Genomic DNA, 20,167 nt, shown 5'->3' with positions numbered 1-20,167 from the left:
CCGTAACCGAGTACCCGGAGGCCCTGTTGTCGCAGTTGTACTTGCCTGTGCCCGCCCTCATCCCACCGAAACCATTCCTGACCAGCGAAGACTCAGCGATCATGTTCGGTTGAGATACGGCTCCTGAGGGGTTAGGGGCGGTTGTGGGGAGGGCCGGGAGGAAGCGGGTTCGCCGCGAGCCAGCGTCGGACTTCCGTCGCTTCCCGGCGGCTCCCCAGATCGTCGAGCGACTTCGCCTTCATGGTCAGCACGGTGTGGAGCTTGAGGTGTAGAGAGGGAACCGCGGGAGCGCCCCTGTGCCCGCGTTCGTACGCGACGGCTTCTCCTGCCGTGCGCAACGTCTTCGGAAGGTCGTCCGCCAGCAGCAGCATCAGGGCCAGGAAGAAGAGAGATTCGGCGAGGTTGGATCCGTAGGCGACCTGGTTGTCGGCGGTGAGCCGACGCCATGACTCCACTGCCCGTTCGGCAACGGCCAGGGCTTCCTCCCGCTGTTCTGTGTTCGACAGCCAGACGCCGAGGTTGGTCAGCGTGGTGGCGAGTTTGGGTGCGTACACGTGCGGATTGTTGGTCGCCAGCCGCTCGTAGATGCTGGCCACCCGTTCGATGGCGGCCAGAGCTTCTTCCCGCTTCTCCGTCTCCCACAGCCAGATGCCGAGGTTGGACAGCGCGGTGGCGAGGCGGGGTTCGTGGGCGTGCGGGTTGTCGGTCGCCAGCCGCTCGTAGATCCCTGCCGCCCGCTCGGTGGCGCTCAAGGCCTCCTCCAGCTTTCCCTCCCTCGCGAGCCCGAGGCCGAGGTTGGACAGGGTGGCGGCGAGGTGGGGCTCGTAGGCGTCCGGATTGCCCACCACGAGTCGGTGGTAGATGGCCACCGCTTCCTTCGCGGCGGCGAGCGCCTCTTCCAGGCGGCCCGTTTCCTCTTGCCCCAGCCAGCCTCCGAGATTGGTCAACGCGGCGGCCAGCTCGGGCTCCCAGGCTGAGTCCGGGTTGGCCGCCGCCAGCCGGTGGTAGATGGCCACCGCCTCCTCGCTGGCCTTCACGGCCTCCGTGGGCTTGCCCGCCTCGGACAATCGGAGTCCGAGATTGGTCAACGCGGCGGCGAGCTGGGGATTGAAGGTTTCCGGGTTCTCCGCCGCGAGCAGGCGTCGTATCCGCACCGCCTCCTCCGTGGCCGTCAGGGCCCTGTCCCACTCCCCCGCCTCCGACAGCCGGAGGCCGAGGTTGGACAGCGAGGTGGCGAGGTGCGCGACGTGGGCGTTCGGATCCTCGCCCACGAGCCGGAGGTAGATCGTCGTCGCGTCCGTGGTGGCCGCGAGTGCCTCGCGCCAGTGCCCGGCTTCCTCCAGCCGGTTGCCGAGGTTGGACAGCGAGCGCGCGAGGTTGGGGTCGTGGGCGTGCGGGTCGTCTTGCGCGCGTCGCCGGTCTGCGAGGACGAGAGCGCCGGAAAGCCGAAGATTGAGGTCCAGGGTGACGCGCGACGGGTGGGGCAGTGCCGCCAGGGCGGTCTGGACGGCCTGGTAGGCCAAGGGAACGTCGTCCAGAGCGCTGTCGAGCGCGAGGAGGGTACGTTCGACATCACTGTCGCGGCCCGCGTTGGAGTGGGCTACGACGGCACGGGCCAGGACGGTGACGGCCTGGGCCTGCTGGGCATGACTGCCCGCGGCGAGCAGCGCTGGTAACGCGATGCCCTTCTCGTCCAGGGCCCGCGAAACGTGGTACTCGGCGACACGGTCGGGTTGCAGGGATCCCCAGTAGTGACCGGATTCGCCGCTCGGGTACAGGCCGGCCAGCCAGGCGGTGGCCGTCGCCGTCTGGTGTTCGGGCAGACCGGGCAGGGTGGCGACGATCCGCCGGGCCTCGTCCTGCGTGCCGGCCCCGCACAGGGCCGCCGCGGCGACTGCGGCGCCGAGAGCCGGGACGGGCAGGTCGAGCCGGTATGTGGAGGTGTTCGCGCTGTCCTCCCAGAAGTGTTCCTCGTGCTTGATGAGGGTGCGTTCCGGCGGTGTCCCCGGGGGCGAATCGACCGGGCGGGGGCCGTGCTGGAGGAGCGTGACCAGGGCGGTCATCTGCAGGGTGAGGATGTTGTCGTAGCGGCGATGGGCCAGGTCGGCGGGTGCCCGGAGCGTGGCCGCGAGAGCGGCCCAGTCATCGTGCTGGGGCAGGGTGGGGACTTCGGGGAGGAGGCGGGCGAAGTCGCCGACGGCGCGTGTGAAGGCGGTTCGTCGGTTCTGAGTCGATGTCTCGGTGGACGTCGTGGTGGGGAGGTCGGTGGGGAAGAGCGGGGCGAGCGGGGTGACGGGGGCCTCTTCCAGGAGGTCCCGGACGTCGGAAACGGCCTGGAAGGCCGCGGTGCGCCAGGCGCCGTCGGAGCGGGCGATCAGGAGCAGTCGTACGCGGTGGCGGGAACGGTAGAGGTGCGTGATGAGGCGGCGGACGACGTGGGGGCGGGTTTCGGCGTAGTCGACGACGAGGAGCAGCGGGAGGGTGGTGTTCAGCGTGGTGAGGTCCGGGGGGACGCCGTCAACGGCAGGGGCGGGCGTGTCGGTGAGGTCGGCGCGGAGGTGTCCGGTGACCCAGCCGGCCCAGCCGAGGGTGTCGGCCAGCCGACGGGCGAGGCGGGTCTTGCCCTGACCGCCGGGGCCCGTCATGACGTGGATCGCGAACGCGTCCGGCGTGTTCTCGCACCAGGCGCGCAGGTCCGCGAGTTCGGTGTCACGGCCGTGGAAGGCGACTGCCTCGGCGTCCGCGCGCAGCAGGGAGGCGGGCGAGCGGAAGGTGCGGTCGACCGCGGCGGAGGTGAGCAGCCGCACCGGTTCGACGGGCTCCAGGACGGGTTCCCAGCCGGTGTGTTCGGTGATGACGGCGCGGAACGCCGGGTCGGTGAGGAGGGCCGCGGCGGGCGTGGCGGTCAGGCGGGTGCCTCCGTCGGCCTGGCGGTCGCGGCGCATGACGCCGCACAGCAGGTCGCCGCCGAAGCCGTCGTCCGTGAGGACGGCTGCGCCGGACATGCCTGACCAGGGGCTTCCGGCGACGGGAGTGGCCGGTGGGCGGGGGGTGTCCGTCGCGTGGTGGGTGTCCGTCGCGCGGGGAGTATCCGGTGCGCGGGGAGTGGGGTCGGTGCTGGTGAGTTCGTAGCGTCCGGCAAGGGATCCGCTTCCGGGGACGATGGAGCCGGTGAACTGCTCGTCCAGGCGTCGGCCGTCCGTCGTGTCCTTCTGCATGCGGGGGAAGCCGCTCGCGGTGACCGGGTGGGCCCGGGTTCCGATGAGGGCGCCGTAGCGCTGGGGCGGCCGGCTGAGCAGGTCGCCGAGGGACTGCGGTGCCTGCCAGTCGTGGCCGTGGCCGTCGGCGATCTCTATGAGCGCGGCATCCACGGTGTCGTCGTTGCGCAGCCAGCGCACGACCGCGGGAAACTCCCGCTCACTGGTGCCCGGCAGACTCACCGTCACCGGTCCCCCGGTGCTCTCGTCGCCGTCATCCCCGTCCATGCGGTCTCTGTGGTCCATGTGGTCCAGGACGTGGGCGGCCGTCAGCACCAGCCGCGGTGCGACGAGGTAGCCGGAGCCGAACCCCTTCGTCCTCTTCCCCTTCACCAGCCGGGTCACCCGGATCTGCACTCGCCGCTCGAACTCCATCAACCGCCCCCTGTTTCGTGCTGGTTGCCTCCGGTACCTGGTACGGGACTCTTTTCCTTTTCCCCCTGCCGACCGCGGTACAGGTGGAGGCCGTATGTGGCTACTTATCCTGGTGCGAAGGAGCGGAAACCGCGTCAGTGCTCGGTCGGGGCACCGGTACCTCGCAGGGGCTGCGGCAGGTGGTGGCCGCGATGCCCGGTGGTTCGGCGACGAGGACGCGGAGCGCGTACGTAATGAGCTGGACCGGAGTGCGTAGGCACTGGTCATCACCGACGGGGCCGAGGCGGGTCGTGCAGTGTGCCGTGTGGGCTGCGCAGCAGCCGTGACCAATCTCGCGTGGCCGAAGGGGTCTGCTGCCGAGGTGCTGGACCGACTCCGTTCGGACCGGGTGATGCGACAAGCCGTCCCCGTGCCATGGATCTGCCCGCCGCAGGGCTGCGCCCGCCAAACTGAAAGCCATCGGGGCGCCGGCGCTGCTGACCTTCAGCGATGCCCGCTGGGCCGTGCTGCGGCCGGACCACTTCAGGTTGTCCAGCCTCGTCCGTGGCGCCGGCCGCGAGGCGGCTGGCGGTCGTTCGCGGTGATTGGTGCCCTTGCCAGTGCCGCGTCAGGCAACGTTCGCCCCTGTTGCGGTCGGACCGCAGAGTCGGCTGAGTTCGGGGACGTGCAGGAGACGAAGTCGCCGGTCGGCCAGGCATGCGCCAACTCGAGAATCCTCCGGTCGGCGGGCTGCTCTTCCGCCTAGGGTGTCGATCATGTTCAAGTCAGGGGTGGGGTTCCTCGCGTTGTTCGGGTTCGGCTGGTGGCTGCTGGCCACGAGTGCATTCGACGGCGGCTTGGCACGGCTGGTCGAGGTCGCGGTCGGCTGCGCAGTCACGTTGGGGCTGATGCTCGCCGCGCGCCGTTTTCTCCCCTCGTCGGCAGGTGGTCCCTTCCCCGCCGCCCGACGTCGGCGGTTCAATCAGATCAACGGTCTCCAGTGGCTGCTGATCGTCGCCATCGCCGTGGTGTGCGCTCGCGCCGCACTGCCAGTGCTCATTCCCCCGCTGGTCGCGATTGTCGTCGGGCTCCACTTTCTCCCGCTCGCAGCAGTGTTCGAGCAGCCCCGGCTGCGGGTGCCAGCGGCTCTCTTGGCCGCGGCCGGAGCATTGGGCATGGCTGTGTGGCTCACGAACGGCCCGGACACGACCGTTCGCCTCGTGGTGGGTCTCATCTCCGCGCTCTCCCTGTGGGGCATGGCGATCTGGACGGTCATGGGGGCGGCATTCGCGGCCGAGCATGGCGTCAAGGAGTGAGGGTGACACCGGTACGTGACGATCACCCTGTCCGGGCGGCAGGGCGAGTACGGGTGCGCGATAAGGAACAGGGCGGCATGATCCGCCGCTACACGGGTGGGATGTGCTGAATGCCGGTTTCGGTGAAAGTGGTCTAGAACGGCCATCTGTCCACCTAAAGTGGCTGGTCAGTAAGCCTGCTCCCCGCACACGCGGGGATGACCCCTTGGTGAGAACTCGACCAGGACGGTGCGCTCGGCGATTCCGGCGTCGTGTGCGACGACCCGACCGCCACGGGCGAGGGTTCGACCGCCCCCGGCCTTTACGGCCGGAGCGGCCAGCTTGTTGTAGGCAGCCAGCCTCTCAGGGTCTGAAATGGTGCGGTAGACGCTGACCCAATAGCCCTTGGCCACGGTACCTCCTGTGTTCGGAATTGATGCTCAGAAGTATGCTCAGATTCATGGTCGGCGCGCTGTGGGTCAGCGAGCCGACGGAGACGGCGTCGAAGTCGGACGGCTTCGATCCTCAGCTTTCGGTTCGACTCGACCGGCCCGGCCCCGGCACACCGCCTGGGGCTGTGATCGGATTGGTCTCGGGTGAGCGTCGGCGGGCGAGGGCGAGGCCGGCAATCGTCGTGATCGCCATCGCGGCGACGCCGACCAGCGCCGCGGTCGTGTAGGCGTCGTCGTTCGGGAAGAGGCGGCCCGTGGCGGTGCCGGCGGCCAGGACCAGACCGCCGATGGCGCTGCCCAGGGAGTACCCGACGCTGCGGACGACGTAGTTGAAGCTCATGGCGCTCGACGTCTCGCTCTTGGGGGTGACGGCCAGGATGACGCCGGGCATGGCGGCCGAGAAGCTGCCGACGCCGAAGCCCAGCACGCCCATGGCCGCGAGCAGTTCGGCCAGGTTGGACCGGGCGGTGGCGAACAGGACGAACCCGCCGCCGACTATGGCGGCACTGCCGGCCAGGAGCAGGGGGCCGTCGATCCGTTCGCGGACCCGCGGCGTGAGCTTGCCGGCGACGAACCCCAGCACGGAGAACGGGATGAGGACCAGCCCCGCCACGAAGGTGGTCAGTCCGAAGCCGTAGCCGGCGCTGTGCGGCGTCTGCGCGTAGCGGGTGATGAGCGTGAGCAGGAGGTACATGCCGCTCCCGCCGACGAACATGGCGACGTTCGCCCCGGCGACCGCCGGGTGCCGTACCGCCCGGACGTCGACCAAGGGTGTCTTGGTTCGCAGTTCGGAAACGGTCCAGACGCAGAGCAGGAGTACGGCGGCGACGGCAAGGGTCACCGCCACGGCAAGGTGTCGGCTCCACAGGCTCCTCTCGCCGGCCAGGAACAGGACGAGGAGCAGTCCACCCGCCAGGACGAGCGCACCGGCCACGTTCACGTGAGCGGAGCGGCCTTCGGGAGCTGCGGGCATGGAGCGCCACGCGGTCACGAAGGCGATGACGGTGACGAGCAGGCCGAGGCCGTAGGCGGCCCGCAGTCCGCCGAACTCGGCGAGCAGCGCGGCCAGCGGGTAGCCGACGCCGGCTCCGATGATGGAGACCACTGAGATCAGGGCGATCGTGGTCGCGCTGCGCTTCTCGGGAAGATGGTCGCGGGCCACGCCCATCATCAGCGCCGTGAGACCGAGTCCGACGCCTTGGGCCGCTCTGCCCACGAGCAGCCAGGCGAACGGCAGCGGCAGCACGGTGAGCGCGCTGCCGACGACGACGATCGCCAGCGTGGCGAGAACCGTGGCCCGCCGGTGCGGACCGGCTCCGAGCCGGCCGAGGACGGGTGTGGCGACGGCGCCGCTGAGCAGGGCGATGGTCAGCGTCCACTGCGCGCTGTCGAGGGAGACGTGGAACGTGGTCGCCACGCTGGTGATGAGCGGCGTCCCGAGGCTGGCGACCGCCGCCACGACCAGGGCGATGAACACCAGGGCGGGGACCAGCAGACGTGCCTCGGAACGTATCGGGGCAGTGCTCATGGGCTGGTCATGAGCTGGTCATGAGCCTGGGCCGCGGTCACCGGTCCGACTCCTCTCGGGCGTGGCTTTCGAGCTCCGCCAGATGCAGCAGCGCCGGAAGGGCCGCTGCCAAGGCCTCGACCTCGTCACCGGTGAGTTCGTCGATCAACCGCGCGTACGCGTCGACGCCCGCCTGGCGACGCGTACGGACGTACGACGCGCCGGCCCCAGTCAGGCACACCAGCGTGACCCGCTTGTCGGACGGATCGCCCTTCCGCTCGACCAGCCCGGATTCCTCCATCACCCGGACCAGGACGGTCATCGCGGGCTGGGTGACGCCCTCGGCCACCGCCAGGTCGGTGATCCGTCGCGGGCCGGTCTTGTCCAGGGTGGCCAAGGTGGCGGCGGACGTCAGGCTCATGTCGCGGGGAAGGCGTCTCACGGCCCTGGTGGCCAGACCGTAGAGGGCTGACCCGATGGCATCGGAAGCGCCGTGCGCGGCGTCTCGACTACTCACGCCTGAAGCATAGCAGTTTTATATGAATCCTTTATGTATCTCTCGACCACCTCCACCCCGACCAAGCCGAACAGCAGCGTCGCGTCGTTGGACATGCCCGTGGCCCTTCACGTGATCCTTCAAGCGTCGCAACTCGAAGAATCGCGGAGCGTCACGGGCGTTCTGCACCCGTCAAGACCCTGACAGCGGACCGTGCCCACCGGGCACGGTTAAGCAATCAGGGGCATCTCGGCGAGATTCCGATGAAGGATCTAAAGAATCAAATCCACTTCTTCGTCGATTTGCCGGAGTTGGTCACGACCCACGTCCGGTACGGTGTACTGGTTTTCCCGAGCCTTGCGGAGAAACTCCTCCGGGAGTGCAAGGTGGTAGTGCGTCAGATAAAAGGCGAGGTCTGCGCGCCAGACCCACTCTCCGTCGGTGACGATGTTATCGCCGCCAAGGATGCGCTCGTCGGATCCGAGGATGTCCCCAACTTCCCCCATGAACACGAAGAGTTCGTGCCCTGACCTTAGATATTGTGCTACGTCGGTTTCATCTGCTGACTGGTTTTGTCGGATGAACTCGCGAGTGCTTCCCGCAGGCGTGCCGGCCTTTTCGGGCCAAAACTCTTGGTAGAAACCGAGGATTTTCATGCTTCCGTTTTCATCTACGCGATCCAAGGGTTGTCCCGCAAATCGTCTCCGAGTAGGCCTGGACACGGTCATGAGATGTGCGGAGTGCTCACCCACCCGGGCGAGGGTGAGGTTGCGGAGGAGGGCGAGCGGTACCGGCGCGGCACCCGGCACCCGGAATCGCCGCCCGGGTTCAGGGGGTAATGATGATCTTGCCTCGGTTCTGACCGGCTTCGCTGCGGCGGTGGACGTCGGCGAGGTCGGCCAGTGGACGTGACTCGCTGATGTCGATGCCGAGCGCGCCCGCGTCCACGAATTCCACGAGCGCCGCGAGGTGTGCGACATCGTTGCGGGCGACCATGTGTATCGCGCTCACTCCGGCGTCCGCAGCCGGTTCGATCGGGGTTGCGATCGAGACGATCCTCCCGCCCGGCCGTACCAGAGGCGCCAGAGCCGCGGCGTCCGATGGGCTCAGCGGGACCAGATTGAGCAGAGTGTCCACCGGAGCGTCGAGCGCGGCGCTCACCGGTCCGGCGGTGTAGTCGATCACTTGGTCCGCCCCCTGCCGTACGACCGCCTGAGTGCTCCGAGGACTGGCCGTGACGATCACCTCCGCCCCCGCGTGTTTGGCGAGCTGCGTCACGAAGCCTCCGACGCCGCCACCGGCACCGTTGACCAGCACCCGCTGACCAGCGGTCACCTTCCCGTGTTCGAAAACTGCCTGCCAGGCCGTCAGCCCGGCCACGGGAAGGGCCGCGGCATGCGCGAGAGGGATGGACGCGGGCGCCGCGACGAGCGCGGCGGCCGGCGCCCGGACGTACTGGGCAGCCGCACCCCCGCTGTCGAGCCGCCCGATGACCCGGTCGCCGACGGCGAAGCCCTCCGCCCCCGCCCCGATCTCGGCCACGGTTCCGGCGAGATCCCAGCCGAGCGTGTAGGGCAGGTCCACAGGGAAGAACGCCTGCAGCATCCCGGCACGCAGAGCGGCCTCGGTGGGATTGAACGAGGTCGCGGCGACCTGGACAAGCACTTCACCGAAGGCGGGTCGCGGACGCGGACGCGGAACAGCGTCGTAGCGGATCACGGAGGAATCGCCGTACTCATGGATGCGCGCGGTCTTCATCATCGTCATACCGCGAAACTACCGACCATGCGCGGAGACGATCCATGTGTCAGAGCGCCCAGTTCATACGTGTGCGTCTCGCACCGCACCCGTATTCTCGGCCCATGGATGTACTCAGCGATGTGATGGCGGTGACTCGGAGGGGCCGGCCCCGGTCGGCGCATGTTCGGTGGCATGCCCCGTGGGGACAGGAGTTCGTCTCCGTACCGGGGTCGGCGGGCTTCCAGGTGATCCTGCAGGGCTCCTGCTGGCTCCTGCCCCCGGACGCGGAGCCCGTCCAACTGGGCGCGGGGGACGTGGTGTTCCTGCCCCACGGCAGCGGGCACACCCTGGCCGACAGCCCCGAAACCCTGGTGGCAACCCCTGCCTGCGGCCCCGGGGACCACGAGCGTTACGACCCCTACGCCTCCGACAGCGTCGACCGGAGCGGAGGCAGCGGTCCGGTCACGGTGGTGCTCTGCGGCGCCTACCAGCTCGACCCGTCCCGCACCCACCCGCTGCTGTTGACCCTCCCGGACCTGATCCACTTGCCGGCGCACTCGGACCGCCATCCCCAGCTGCGTTCAGCCGTGGAGCTTCTGGCCGCCGAGCTGGAGAACCCGTACCTGGGCACGGACGCGGTCGTCCCCGCCCTCCTGGACACACTCCTGCTGTACATCCTGCGCATCTGGTTCACGGAACAGCCCGCCCAAGGGAACACCACCGGATGGGCCGCCGCGCTCAATGACCCGCCCGTCACCGCCGCCCTTCACGCCATCCACCGCGACCCGGCGGCACCCTGGACCGTGGCGAAACTCGCCGCGGAAGCGGGGCTCTCCCGGGCACCCTTCGCCAGACGCTTCGCCAAGCTGATCGGCCAACCGCCCCTCGGCTACCTGACCTGGTGGCGGATGGCCACGGCAGCGCGCCTGCTCCGTACATCGGACGCACCCTTGAGACCGATCGCCGCCCAGGTCGGCTACACCTCCGAATTCGCCTTCGCCCACGCGTTCAAACGCACGCACGGAACCGCACCGGGCACGTACCGGCGGAACGGCTGATCCGAAGTGGCGGGCCTGAGCACGTGCAGTCGCACGCAGCCAGGCACGCTCAGGTCGGTCGGTCGAGCGGGCCTGGGCGGAGTCGGTACGGCGTGACAACCTTGGCAGCGGCTCACCAGCCCACCCCACGTATAGTGCAGGCGTTTTGGGGAACTGCTGACCACGTCGCCGAGGAGGCCGTTGCATGGAGCCCGTCACGCTGATCACTGGTGGATCGACCGGAATCGGTGCCGCCACCGCCCGCACCCTCCTCGAGCAGGGCCACCGTGTGGCGGTCACCGGACGTGACGCGGGCAAGCTGGACACCTTCGCCGCTTCGGCCGGAGCGGGTGAGCGGCTGCTGACGATCACTGGCGACGCCGCCGAGCCGGAGGACGTCGCCGCAACCGTGCGCCGCGTGGTTCAGGCGTGGGGCCGACTGGACAACGTCATCGCCAACGCCGGTTTCTCGCTGCCCGGCAACCTGGAGAGCCACGCCCCCGAGGACATGCGCGCCATGGTCCTCACCAACGTTCTGGGCCCGGCCCTGCTGGTGCGCGAGACCCTGCCGCAGTTGAGGGCGTCCAAGGGCCGGATCGTGTTCATCGGTTCCGTCGCCGGGGTGCGCAACACGCCCGGCAACCTGTACTCGGTCACCAAGTGGGCTGCGCACGCGCTGGCCGAGAACACCCGGCTGCTGGTCGCGAAGGACCGAGTCGGCGTGACCGTCATCGCCCCCGGAGTGGTGGACACCGCGTTCTGGGCCGAGCGCGGCGGCACCCCTGAGGAGGCGATGACCCCCGAGCAGATCGCGGCCACGATCGCCTTCGCGCTCAACCAGCCTGCGGGCGTGGACATCAACCAGATCACCATGCGGCCGACCGGGCAGCTCGGCTGACGAGAGTAGGGCGCGCGAGTACGCTGCCCGTACCAGGACAACCGGCCGCCGGAGAGACCACGTTCGCCAGAGCTGAGACCGGGCTGGCCAGGGACGTCCACCAGCAGGACCCGGTAGCCGGCGGCGATCGTGGCCGTGGCCAGGGGCAGGGACGCTGCGGCGTTGAAGTTGATGCCCGGGACGAACACGACCGTCTTCGCGCCAGAGCCGGCGAGAACCACGTGAGTCTGTGCGCCCTTGGCGGTCACCGTCATCGGTTCGTGCGGCACCGTCCACGCGGCGAGCTGGTCGAGGCACCAGCGTCGGAGGAACTCCTTGCCCGTCGTTGCCCGTCGTTAACCCTTTGCCGAGGAACCGATGGTCCGGCTAGGTTCGCCCAAGCCGTCCAGGCCGTCCAGGCCGTCCAGGTCGTTCCGGACCGGCACTGTCGATGAGGAGGTGTGGAGCACATGCGCACGAGTGCCCAGCAGTTGAGCCCGCGTACTGACGACCTTTGCCACCTCCTCACGACGGAGACACCTTGTCGCTCCGCATCACCCCACTGACCGACCCCGCTCACGGGGCGCACAGCCGACGCCTCGCATGGCTGGCATCCGACGCCGATTCCATCCCCGTCGGGACGGCCTTTCTGCGCCTGTTCGATGGCGGACAAGAGCACCTCGCCGAACTGACCCTCCACGTCCATCCCACGGAGCGCCGCGAGGGCGTCGGCTCCAGACTCCTCGACGCCGCCGTGGCCGCCGCCCGGGACAACGCCCGACGCTGCGTCAGCGCGCAGGCCGAGGCCGGGTCGCCCGGCGATCACTTCCTGTCGGCCCACGGCTTCCGCAAGGTGCTCACCTTGAGGTTCGCCCGCTTGTCACTGGCCGACGTGGACCCCACCGCCCTCGCCGGGATCATCGAGCGTCCGCACCCCGGCTACCGGCTGGCGTCATGGCAGGGAACCGTCCCCGACGACCTCGCGCAGACCTTCGCCGCCTCACGCCGCGCCATGGACGACATGCCCATGGAAGACACCGACTACGGCACCGTGATCTGGGACGTGGACCGCGTCCGGGCCGCGGCGAAGGCCGTTCAAGACCGCGGAGACCAGCTGCACACGGTCGTCGCCATCGACACGGCCGACGACTCGATCGCCGGGTTCACAGAACTCGTCGTCCCCGGAAACGGCACGGGTGACGGCCAGCACTACGGCACCGGCGTGCTGCCCGAGCACCGCGGACACGGCCTCGGCCGATGGATGAAGGCCGAGTCGATCCGACAAGCCCAAGGGCGCTATCCAGACCTCGGCGGCCTCCTCACCGACACCGCCGACAGCAACACGTACATGAGACACATCAGCGACAGCCTGAACTACGTGCCCACCCACACGACAGTCCAGTACCAGCTCGACCTGTAGAGACACGCGGACGACGGGCCGGACCGGGGCATCACCTGGTCCGGCCCGTCGGCACTTTCGCAACAGGTCCGGTCGGCCGTCGGGTGCGGCGGCCCTCTTCTGGGTCCTGGATGGGTACGGGCGCGGGTGGCGCCGCAAGAGCCTGATCGAGTGTCGCGCGCCCCCGTCCACTCGAACGTGTGAGTTCAAAAGCGCCTGGACCCGGGGTGTCTGCCTCCCACGCCCGGGACGCATCTGCGTTCGATCACTTCCCCCTCCCGTGGCCGTTACGGCTTCGGATCCGGGGCGTTTCTAGAGCACCAGTGCCATCCCGCCGCCCAGTTGGAGGACATCGTGAACCCCGAACCCGCACCATCCGCACCCGCACCCGCCCCCGGACATCAGCTGATCGGATTCGAACAGGGACGGCGGCGCGAGCGCGGCCGCACCTCAGCGCACCCGGTCTCGGGGTGGGCGGCGTGAGCGATGCCGAGGCCTCCGCGAAAAGCATCCCGGCGCCGCGGTCCGCGCCGCTCCCCTTACCGCCCGCGAGCGTGCCCGTAGGCCCGCCGGACGGCGACGTGACCGACGAAATGGAGGAGGCCTACTGGTCCGTTCACGACGGCGCCGCGGCGAACGCCACCGTGCGGCAGGTACTGGCCCGCCTGCCCAGGATCACTGCTCTGGTCGGGCGACTCGCCTGGCAGGCCGACCGCGCCGCCACCCTGACCGTCCTCCTCTGCCAGCTGGCCTCGGCCGTCATGAGCGCCGGCGGGCTGCTCGCCTCGGTCTCCGTCCTCCAGCACCTCTTCGCCCAGGGGCCGACACCCGACCGCGTACGCTCGGCCGTTCCGCAAATCCTCCTCGTGGTCGGGCTCCTCGCCGCCCGCGCCCTGCTGGAAGCGGCCGTCGCGGCGGCGCAGGCGCGGGTGACGCCCAAGATCCGTACCGCCCTGGAGTGCGAGTTCTTCCGGCTCACCGCGCACGTACGACTGGAGGCGGTCGAGGACGCCGAATGGCACGACGAAGTACACCGGGCCAATGACCGCGGCCTGTTCTACGCCCGGCAGATCGTCGGACAGGTCGTCTCCCTCGCCTCCGCCGCCCTCGGGCTCATCGGGACCGCCTCCGTACTGAGCGTCCTGCACCCCGCGCTCCTGCCGCTGCTCCTGCTGTCCGTCGTCCCCGTCGGCGCGGCCGCGGTGCGCAGTGCCCGTGCCCGTTTCCACTCCTTCAAACGCTGGAACGCCCTCCAGCGCCGGGTCCGGGTCTTCTCCTGGCTGCTGCTGGACGTGGACGCGGCCGCCGAACTGCGCTCTGACACCGCCCAGGACGCCCTCCTCGACGAGCACCGACGGCTGACCACCAAGATCGCCGCGGAGGACACGCGGCTCGGCGTGCACTCCGCGCTGCTCAACCTCGTCGGCCGTACGGTCGGCGGCCTCGGCACCGGCATCACCTACACCGCGCTCGGCGCCATGCTGATCGCCGGATGGCTGCCCCTGGCCGCCGGCGCCGGCGCCGTGCTGGCCATCCAGGCCGGACAGGCCTCCCTGACCCGCCTCGTCGAAGTCGCCCACCTCGTCTACGAGCACGCCCTGTGGGTCGACGACCTCCTCACCGTCCAGGAACGGTGCCGCGGACTCCTGCCGCGCACGGCAACCCTCCAGGCTCCCCCGCAAGTCAAGACGATCACCCTGAAGGACGTCCATTTCACCTACCCCGGCAAAGAGACACCGGCACTGAACGGGATCTCCCTCACCCTCGCCGCCGGAGAGACGATCGCGTTCGTCGGCCTCAACGGCTCCGGCAAGTCCACCTGCGCCAAACTCCTGGCGGGCCTGTACGAGGCCCAGCGCGGCAGTGTCCGCTGGGACGGGGTCGACGTACGCACCATGGACACCCAGTCGGTGCACCGCCAGGTCGCCTGCGTCCTGCAGGACCCGGCGCGCTTCCCCTTCAGCGCCCTGTCCAACATCACCGTTTCCACCGGCAGCCTCACCGAAGCCGACCCCCGGCGCGCAATGGACGCCGCGCGCGCCTCGGGCGCGGACACGGTCGTCGCCGGTCTGCCCCGGCAGTGGGAGACGCTGCTCTCCAAACGCTTCAAGGGCGGCCAGGAACTGTCGGGCGGGCAGTGGGCAAAGATCGCGGTGGGCCGCGGCCTGTACAAGAAGGCGCCCCTGCTCCTCCTCGACGAACCGACCGCGAGCATGGACCCGCCGTCCGAACACGCGGTCTACGAGGCCGTACTGCGCGGACGGCTGCGCGAGGACCAGATCACCGTCCTGATCTCCCACCGGCTGGCCAGCGTCGTCGACTGCCACAAGATCTTCGTCTTCGACAACGGCCGCATCGTCGAGTCCGGCTCCCACGACGAACTCATGGCCCTGGGCGGCGACTACGCCGCCATGTTCACCCTCCAGGCCAGCGGCTACCGCCCCGGCACCGCCGCCACCGCCGCCGAGGAGCCGGCCCGGTGAACCCACCCTCCGCCCGCGCTCCCGCCCGTGACATTCTCCAAGAGAATCCCGCGGATCATCACGAAGGATGAATGACTGGTGCAGGTGAACATCGACTGGCCCGTGGTCGTGGAACGGGCCGCCCCCGGCGATCTGCTGAGGTTCCGGCCCGACGCGGCAGCACGTATCTGGCCGGACGGCGGCGGGGCGCGCTTCGTGACCGACGTCGGGATCCCGTACTCCAACGGGCTGTTCCGCATTCTTGAGGAGCTGGCGGACCCGGATCCGGCGAGTCCGGAGACGGCCTTCGACACCGGCTTGTCCGCTGAGGCCGTCGACACCCCGCACGGGAGGCTGCAGCCGCTGGGCGTGGTCTTTCAGTCGGCCGTCTTCGTACACCTCGGCGACGGGACGATCTGGGCACGCGACCCCGATTCCGAGATCGAGTACGAGCTGATCCACCAGGACGTCTCCTCGCTCGGCTACCTCGTCTACAAGTTCGAGGTGGAGCGGCCTGGGCCGGAGGAGCGGCCGAGCCCATACGACTGGGCCGATGTGGAGGAGATCGTCCGCGAGGGGATGGAGCGATGGGACGCGCTGCCGTTCGCGAGCGCCTTCTGGATGTCGTTCCTCCACTCCTACCCCATGCTCTGAGGAGGCGGGGAGGGGGCGCGGTGACTCGCCGCCCGGGAAGTGCGCCGAGTGCCGTCCCCCGTCCTCCGCCCCGCCCCCTCGCTTATTCGTTCGATGGTCGGGGTGGGCGCCGATAAGGTCGACGGGTGATCAATTTGGCGGTGCGTGGTGACAGCGGGGATGTCGCGGCTCGGGCCAAGGCCGGGGTGGAGTGGACCGGTGCCTTCGCGGCCCTGGACCCGGCGGAATTCCCGATGCTCTGGGCCCTGACTCCGTATGGGGATGCGGTGTTCAACCAGCGGCAGATGCCGCTGCTGCTGGCGGAACTCGACCGGCTTCCCGCCGACTGCGGTGGCGACTGGGTCGCGCAGGCCCGCGAGTTGTGCCAGGTCGTCCAGCAGGGGACGCACCTGTATCTGTGGTTCCTCGGCGACTGACCGCACGCCGTCGGGTCTGGTCAGCCGGTCAGCCCTGATGGTTGGTCACCCCCGCTGACCCAGTCACTGGTGAGCGGCACATCACATCCCCCTCCGCGTCGAACGCCGCCTGACCACAACGCCGCCGTCAGCTCCCGCGACGTAGAACACCGACTCACCGGGCCGGTACACGCCAGCCCTCGCCCTTGTTGATCTCGTTCGCGTAGTTCGGGAGCGCTGTGCGGGGGTTCAGGCTGTTGGCGGTGGTTCTCCACTGCGCCCTGCTGCGCCCAGGCATGACTGCTGTCGTACGGCATCTGTGACACGCTGCCCTGCCGCGCGTATGCCTCCCCGGCCAGACTGACGGTCAACACGGGTCAACACACCAGCCACGGGGGAAAAATGAACATCCTGAGCAAGAAGCCGGAACTGGAATCGGCCGAGTAGATCGAGACCAGCGACCTGCTCCCCGCCGACTACCGGCTCCCGTTCTGGTTCTTCGCCTTCGAAGGGGTACTCGCCGCCGCCTTCGACATCCTCAAGGCCTTCCCGTCGGTGTGGCCCGTACTGCTCCTGCTGCTGGCCGCCAACATCGCCGTCTCCCTGACCCGCATGCGAAAGCGGATCAAGCTCGCCGAGGCACTCTGGCGCGGCAAGGGGACCCGGAAAATCGCCGTCTCTCTGATCGCCTTGCGCATCGGCAGCCATTTCGCCCTCAACGCCCTGGGCCTGGCCGTCACCTCCACCCCCGGCCATCTCCTCTTCGCCCTCGTCATGGCCGCCATCACCATCGGCCTGCTCGCCTACTCGCAGGAGACCGCCATCCGCGCCCTCACCGCCACTCGGACCACGACCGCCCCAGCCGTGTAAGCCCAGCCGTGTAAGCCCTTTCAGATGTGGGAAGTGAGCCCGCTGACAGGGTCGTGGGAGATCAGCGTCGGCATACCCGGGTCGTACCGGACGGTCTCTCCTGTCAGCAGGGCCCGTCGCTGACTGGCCGTCGCGACCTCGACCAGGAAGCGCAGCACGGCCGCCACTCCTGCCCCGTCGAGTACGCCCTCGGGCCGGACAGAGAACTCGATCTCCTCCTCGAAGCAAGGCATGGCGAAGAACCACACGGAGCCGAAGCGGGCCCGGAAGGAGAAACCCGACTCCTGGCCTTCCGACTCCTGGCCCTCCGGCTCGTCCGCCCAGACGCGGAAGAGGTCGGCGACGGCGGGACGCAAGGGATCGACCCGTGGGGAGGAGTGCTCCACCTCCGTCTCGTCGGCCACGGCACGCAGGCGTTCGAGCACCGCGATCCACTCGACGCGGGTCGTGCCAAGGACCCGGATGTCCCTCAGGCTGCCGTCGAGATGGAAGACCGCGCACATCCACGGCTCGGGCAGGCACCGCGCACGGGCACCGTGCTCACCGGCGTGGACATCCTCGTGCGTCACCTCGACCCGGCCCCTCGCGTTCGTCTCTCCCATGGCCCAAGGTAATCGGCGGCCACGCCGCGTAGCGGACGAGAAAGTCGGTGGCCCGTCCGGCGCGCGGCTGCGACGATGCCTTCTGCTTCTCTCGCGGAGGACATTTGTTCGTTTTTGTGTGTGCTGGGTGTGGCGCCAGGCTGACCGTCCCGCTGTCCCAGGTCGCACTGCCGGCCCACGCTCATCAGAATTACGGGAATGGGGTTCGGCTCCCGGTGCTGATGGAGTCGGGCACGTTCGCCGTGGAACCGGAACCCTGGGGGGTGCCGTGGCGGAGGTGGGAGGAGATCGATCCGGACGAGGCGGCGGCCCGTGGGATCTACGCTCCGGTCCACGCCTTGTCCGATGGCGCACCCGGCGCCATTGTCATCGCTCCCGGGGATGCCCGCGGCACCGTGCTCGTCCCTGAGGCAGGCGGCGGCTACTGCTGCGGCCTCGACTGGGGTGACGGTCCCAACATGGCCTGCGAGGAGTGCGGCCTGCCCGTGGCGAGCCGGATCGACGACTGCTCACTCTGGCAGGCGGTCTGGTTCGCGGCTGATGCCGTGCACCGCCTCCCCGTCGCAGACACCGACGCTGCAACGCTCTCCTGGACGGAACTGCTGGAGCAGGGGCAGGGCACGCCCCCGGTCGAGCCGATCACCCGATGGGGTTCGCCGAACGCGCTGGACCACTGGTGGTCATGGAGCCCGCAGTGGGAGGCGGCAGCCGGCCAGGCCCTGGCCCACCTGCTGGCCGCCTCGGACGGCCGACCGGTGACCGTCCCGCAGGGCCTGATCGCGGACGTGTTCCAACGCGCCCTGGATGCCCTGCTGCCCGCGGTCCGGCCCCCGCGCCGCGCCGCCCTGGCCGGACCGGGACTGCCCGCCCCCGACACGGACGTCGTCGACATCATCCTCGTGCCGACCCACCCGCAGACAGGGGAACCCTGGAGCCCGGACGGTCCGGACGGTCCGGACGGGCTGGACGGGCTGGACGGGCTGGACGGGTCAGCCGGGCCGGGCGCAGTGGCACGCCCCGTTCCGCTTCCCTTCGGAGTGTGGATGTGGATGGCCTTCCCCGAACCGGACCTACGCCTCCCCGCCTCCGGAACCCTGCCCGACGGCGTACTCCGCGACGACCCGTCCACACCGAGCCCCCATCGCCTGTTCCAGGCCGACCCGGGCACCTTCCAGCACACGCTGGTCCGGCTGCCGGCCGTCCGCAGCCCGTGGCTGCGCGAGATCCTCGAGAACCTCACGGACCACACGCGCGCCGGCCTCTTCTAGGGTGCGGCGAGAGCGGATCGGTTGTCAGACCTGCCTGCGATGCTCCGAGCATGGAGATGACACTGCAGCTGACGATCGACTGCTCCGATCCGCAGAGAATGGTGACCTTCTGGGTCGAAGCCCTGGGCTACGTGGCCGAGCCTCCGCCAGGCGGCCACGCCACTTGGCGTGCTTACTGGGCGGCGTTGGGGGTGCCCGAGGCTGAGTTGCCACCCGGTGCCGGAGACATTCCGGAGTCGATCATCGACCCTGCGGGACGTGGGCCGAGGGTGTGGTTCCAGCAGGTTCCGGAACCGAAGGCCGCCAAGAACCGGTGGCACTTCGACCTGAAGGTCGGCGGGGGCCGTGACGTCCCACTGAACGTCCGCACACAGCGGGTCAAGGCCACGGTGGAACGGCTGGTCAAAGCAGGTGCCACCGTGTTGCGGATCAAGGATGAGCCGGACATGGGGCTCTACGCCGCCGCCATGCAGGACCCCGAGGGCAACGAATTCGACGTCGTCTGAGGGCCGTTGCTACGGTGCCGGCCGCAGCAGCCCCTCGTTCCCGGCTGCGACCAGCACCGTCGCCGCGTAGAAGATTCCGTGGCGGCGCAGCCATGCGCGGTTCTTGAGGGAGGAGTACGCCATATCGGTGCCACTCCGAAACCAGGACCACGTGGTGCGTACTTCCCCGGCCTCGCTGTCGTCCGTAGACCGTGGGGGCCGCCGCCGGGACCGGGGTCGGGACCGGGGCTTGGATCGGGGCCGGGCCCGAGGCCGATGCGCCGCCTTCACGCAGTCCCCCGACGTTCCTGGACCTCCGCCTCAAAGAGGACCTGTACGCGCTCACGGAGCGCTTGCGGCTGCTGCTGAGCGGCGCGGTGGGCGCCGGGGTGAAGGCGGAGTCGGTCCCCGGGGGTGAGCATGGCCCGGGCTGGATCGAGGTGCGGACCACCGGTGTCCAGGCGCTGATGCTCGCCGGGAGGCTGACGCCGTGAGCGGGTCGGCGTACAGGTGGATCACCGCGCCGGGTCGTGCTCTCTCCGGAGCCGGAGCCGGAGCCGGAGCCGGGGCCGGAGGTTCGTGGTGAAGGCGGCCAGCCAGCTGTACTCGAAGAACCTGCGGGTGCCGTTCATCGCCCCTTGGTCGGGTGAGAGGCTCCCTCCGGGTGAGATCGTCCACCGCCGGGGTCCGGAGGTCGGTATCGGGTACGCGGATGAGCAGGGCATCGCCGACCGCTGGCACAACGTGCTGTGGGTCCGGCACGCCTTCACGCCTGGTGCTGGTCGGCCCGAGCTGGGCGGTACGCACCCGATGCGGCAGCGGCAGGCCATCCACCACATGCTGTGCCAGGTCTGCGGCAGGTCGACCATTGGCAATACCGCGGGCGGTGACGAGCGGCAGCTGTTCCTGGTCGCCGCGCCCGACTGCGAGCCGATCACCGAGGGCGAGACGACCTCCAGCCCACCGGTCCATGTCGCCTGCGCGGTGGAATCCGTACGGGACTGCCCGCACCACCGA

Annotated in this window: 18 protein-coding genes and 1 pseudogene; 11 read left to right on the top strand and 8 right to left on the bottom strand. The window is 69.5% G+C overall.

Annotation, left to right across the window (positions count from 1 at the left end):
• Window positions 1-131 precede the first annotated feature (131 nt).
• The gene (locus OHS33_RS34855) at window positions 132-3,632 is read right to left on the bottom strand and encodes a tetratricopeptide repeat protein (RefSeq protein WP_330334424.1); all 3,501 of its coding nucleotides are present in this window, start codon (window positions 3,630-3,632) and stop codon (window positions 132-134) included.
• Between the two features lie 755 nt (window positions 3,633-4,387).
• Here OHS33_RS34855 and OHS33_RS34850 point away from each other — a divergent pair.
• Window positions 4,388-4,927: a hypothetical protein gene (locus OHS33_RS34850; protein ID WP_330334423.1), complete on the top strand. Its 540-nt coding sequence runs from the start codon at window positions 4,388-4,390 to the stop codon at window positions 4,925-4,927.
• Window positions 4,928-5,139: 212 nt separating this feature from the next.
• Here the strand turns inward: OHS33_RS34850 and OHS33_RS34845 are convergent.
• The 5 genes and pseudogenes from OHS33_RS34845 to OHS33_RS34825 all read right to left on the bottom strand — a co-directional run.
• Window positions 5,140-5,319, bottom strand: a pseudogene (locus tag OHS33_RS34845) (DUF1330 domain-containing protein); the annotation flags it as partial.
• 112 nt (window positions 5,320-5,431) lie between these two features.
• Window positions 5,432-6,886 carry an MFS transporter gene (locus tag OHS33_RS34840; RefSeq protein WP_330334422.1) on the bottom strand — a complete coding sequence of 485 codons (1,455 nt, stop codon included), beginning with the start codon at window positions 6,884-6,886 and terminating at the stop codon, window positions 5,432-5,434.
• Window positions 6,887-6,923: 37 nt separating this feature from the next.
• Window positions 6,924-7,382, bottom strand: a complete 459-nt coding sequence (locus tag OHS33_RS34835; protein WP_330334421.1) for a MarR family winged helix-turn-helix transcriptional regulator — start codon at window positions 7,380-7,382, stop codon at window positions 6,924-6,926.
• A 251-nt stretch (window positions 7,383-7,633) separates the two neighbouring features.
• On the bottom strand, window positions 7,634-8,017 hold the full coding sequence (locus OHS33_RS34830; RefSeq protein WP_330334420.1) for a hypothetical protein: 384 nt from the start codon (window positions 8,015-8,017) through the stop codon (window positions 7,634-7,636).
• A 172-nt stretch (window positions 8,018-8,189) separates the two neighbouring features.
• Window positions 8,190-9,119, bottom strand: coding sequence for an NADP-dependent oxidoreductase (locus OHS33_RS34825; protein WP_330334419.1), 930 nt, complete (start codon window positions 9,117-9,119; stop codon window positions 8,190-8,192).
• A gap of 104 nt (window positions 9,120-9,223) precedes the next feature.
• Here OHS33_RS34825 and OHS33_RS34820 point away from each other — a divergent pair, with 104 nt between their 5' ends.
• The 6 genes from OHS33_RS34820 to OHS33_RS34795 all read left to right on the top strand — a co-directional run bounded on the left by OHS33_RS34820 (window position 9,224) and on the right by OHS33_RS34795 (window position 15,946).
• A complete protein-coding gene (locus OHS33_RS34820; protein ID WP_330334418.1) occupies window positions 9,224-10,159 on the top strand; it encodes an AraC family transcriptional regulator in 936 nt (311 codons plus the stop codon).
• 184 nt (window positions 10,160-10,343) lie between these two features.
• Window positions 10,344-11,036, top strand: coding sequence for an SDR family oxidoreductase (locus OHS33_RS34815; protein ID WP_330334417.1), 693 nt, complete (start codon window positions 10,344-10,346; stop codon window positions 11,034-11,036).
• 520 nt (window positions 11,037-11,556) lie between these two features.
• On the top strand, window positions 11,557-12,435 hold the full coding sequence (locus OHS33_RS34810) for a GNAT family N-acetyltransferase (protein ID WP_330334416.1): 879 nt from the start codon (window positions 11,557-11,559) through the stop codon (window positions 12,433-12,435).
• A gap of 560 nt (window positions 12,436-12,995) precedes the next feature.
• Complete coding sequence (locus tag OHS33_RS34805; protein ID WP_330334415.1) at window positions 12,996-14,897, top strand: ABC transporter ATP-binding protein; 1,902 nt, start codon at window positions 12,996-12,998, stop codon at window positions 14,895-14,897.
• Window positions 14,898-14,975: 78 nt separating this feature from the next.
• Window positions 14,976-15,530 (top strand): SUKH-4 family immunity protein, encoded by a 555-nt coding sequence (locus tag OHS33_RS34800; RefSeq protein ID WP_330334414.1) that lies wholly within the window; start codon window positions 14,976-14,978, stop codon window positions 15,528-15,530.
• Between the two features lie 125 nt (window positions 15,531-15,655).
• The gene (locus OHS33_RS34795) at window positions 15,656-15,946 is read left to right on the top strand and encodes a hypothetical protein (protein WP_330334413.1); all 291 of its coding nucleotides are present in this window, start codon (window positions 15,656-15,658) and stop codon (window positions 15,944-15,946) included.
• Between the two features lie 154 nt (window positions 15,947-16,100).
• Here OHS33_RS34795 and OHS33_RS34790 read toward each other — a convergent pair whose 3' ends face one another.
• Window positions 16,101-16,223: a hypothetical protein gene (locus tag OHS33_RS34790; protein ID WP_330334412.1), complete on the bottom strand. Its 123-nt coding sequence runs from the start codon at window positions 16,221-16,223 to the stop codon at window positions 16,101-16,103.
• Window positions 16,224-16,480: 257 nt separating this feature from the next.
• Here OHS33_RS34790 and OHS33_RS34785 point away from each other — a divergent pair, with 257 nt between their 5' ends.
• Entirely contained in the window at window positions 16,481-16,795 is a 315-nt protein-coding gene (locus tag OHS33_RS34785) for a hypothetical protein (RefSeq protein WP_330334411.1), read from the top strand.
• Window positions 16,796-16,815: 20 nt separating this feature from the next.
• Here the strand turns inward: OHS33_RS34785 and OHS33_RS34780 are convergent, their stop codons facing one another.
• Window positions 16,816-17,397: a hypothetical protein gene (locus OHS33_RS34780; RefSeq protein WP_330334410.1), complete on the bottom strand. Its 582-nt coding sequence runs from the start codon at window positions 17,395-17,397 to the stop codon at window positions 16,816-16,818.
• A gap of 104 nt (window positions 17,398-17,501) precedes the next feature.
• Here OHS33_RS34780 and OHS33_RS34775 point away from each other — a divergent pair, with 104 nt between their 5' ends.
• The 3 genes from OHS33_RS34775 (at window position 17,502) to OHS33_RS34765 (ending at window position 19,644) form a co-directional block, all read left to right on the top strand.
• Window positions 17,502-18,665, top strand: coding sequence for a hypothetical protein (locus tag OHS33_RS34775; protein WP_330334409.1), 1,164 nt, complete (start codon window positions 17,502-17,504; stop codon window positions 18,663-18,665).
• A 50-nt stretch (window positions 18,666-18,715) separates the two neighbouring features.
• Window positions 18,716-19,171, top strand: a complete 456-nt coding sequence (locus OHS33_RS34770) for a VOC family protein (RefSeq protein ID WP_330334408.1) — start codon at window positions 18,716-18,718, stop codon at window positions 19,169-19,171.
• Window positions 19,172-19,503: 332 nt separating this feature from the next.
• Complete coding sequence (locus OHS33_RS34765; RefSeq protein ID WP_330334407.1) at window positions 19,504-19,644, top strand: hypothetical protein; 141 nt, start codon at window positions 19,504-19,506, stop codon at window positions 19,642-19,644.
• Window positions 19,645-20,167: the final 523 nt, after the last annotated feature.

Origin of the sequence: Streptomyces sp. NBC_00536 (assembly GCF_036346295.1) — a bacterium.
GTDB lineage: Bacteria > Actinomycetota > Actinomycetes > Streptomycetales > Streptomycetaceae > Streptomyces.
The sequence above is the reverse complement of the archived record's forward strand: the minus strand, read 5'-3'. Positions and strand labels throughout refer to the sequence as shown.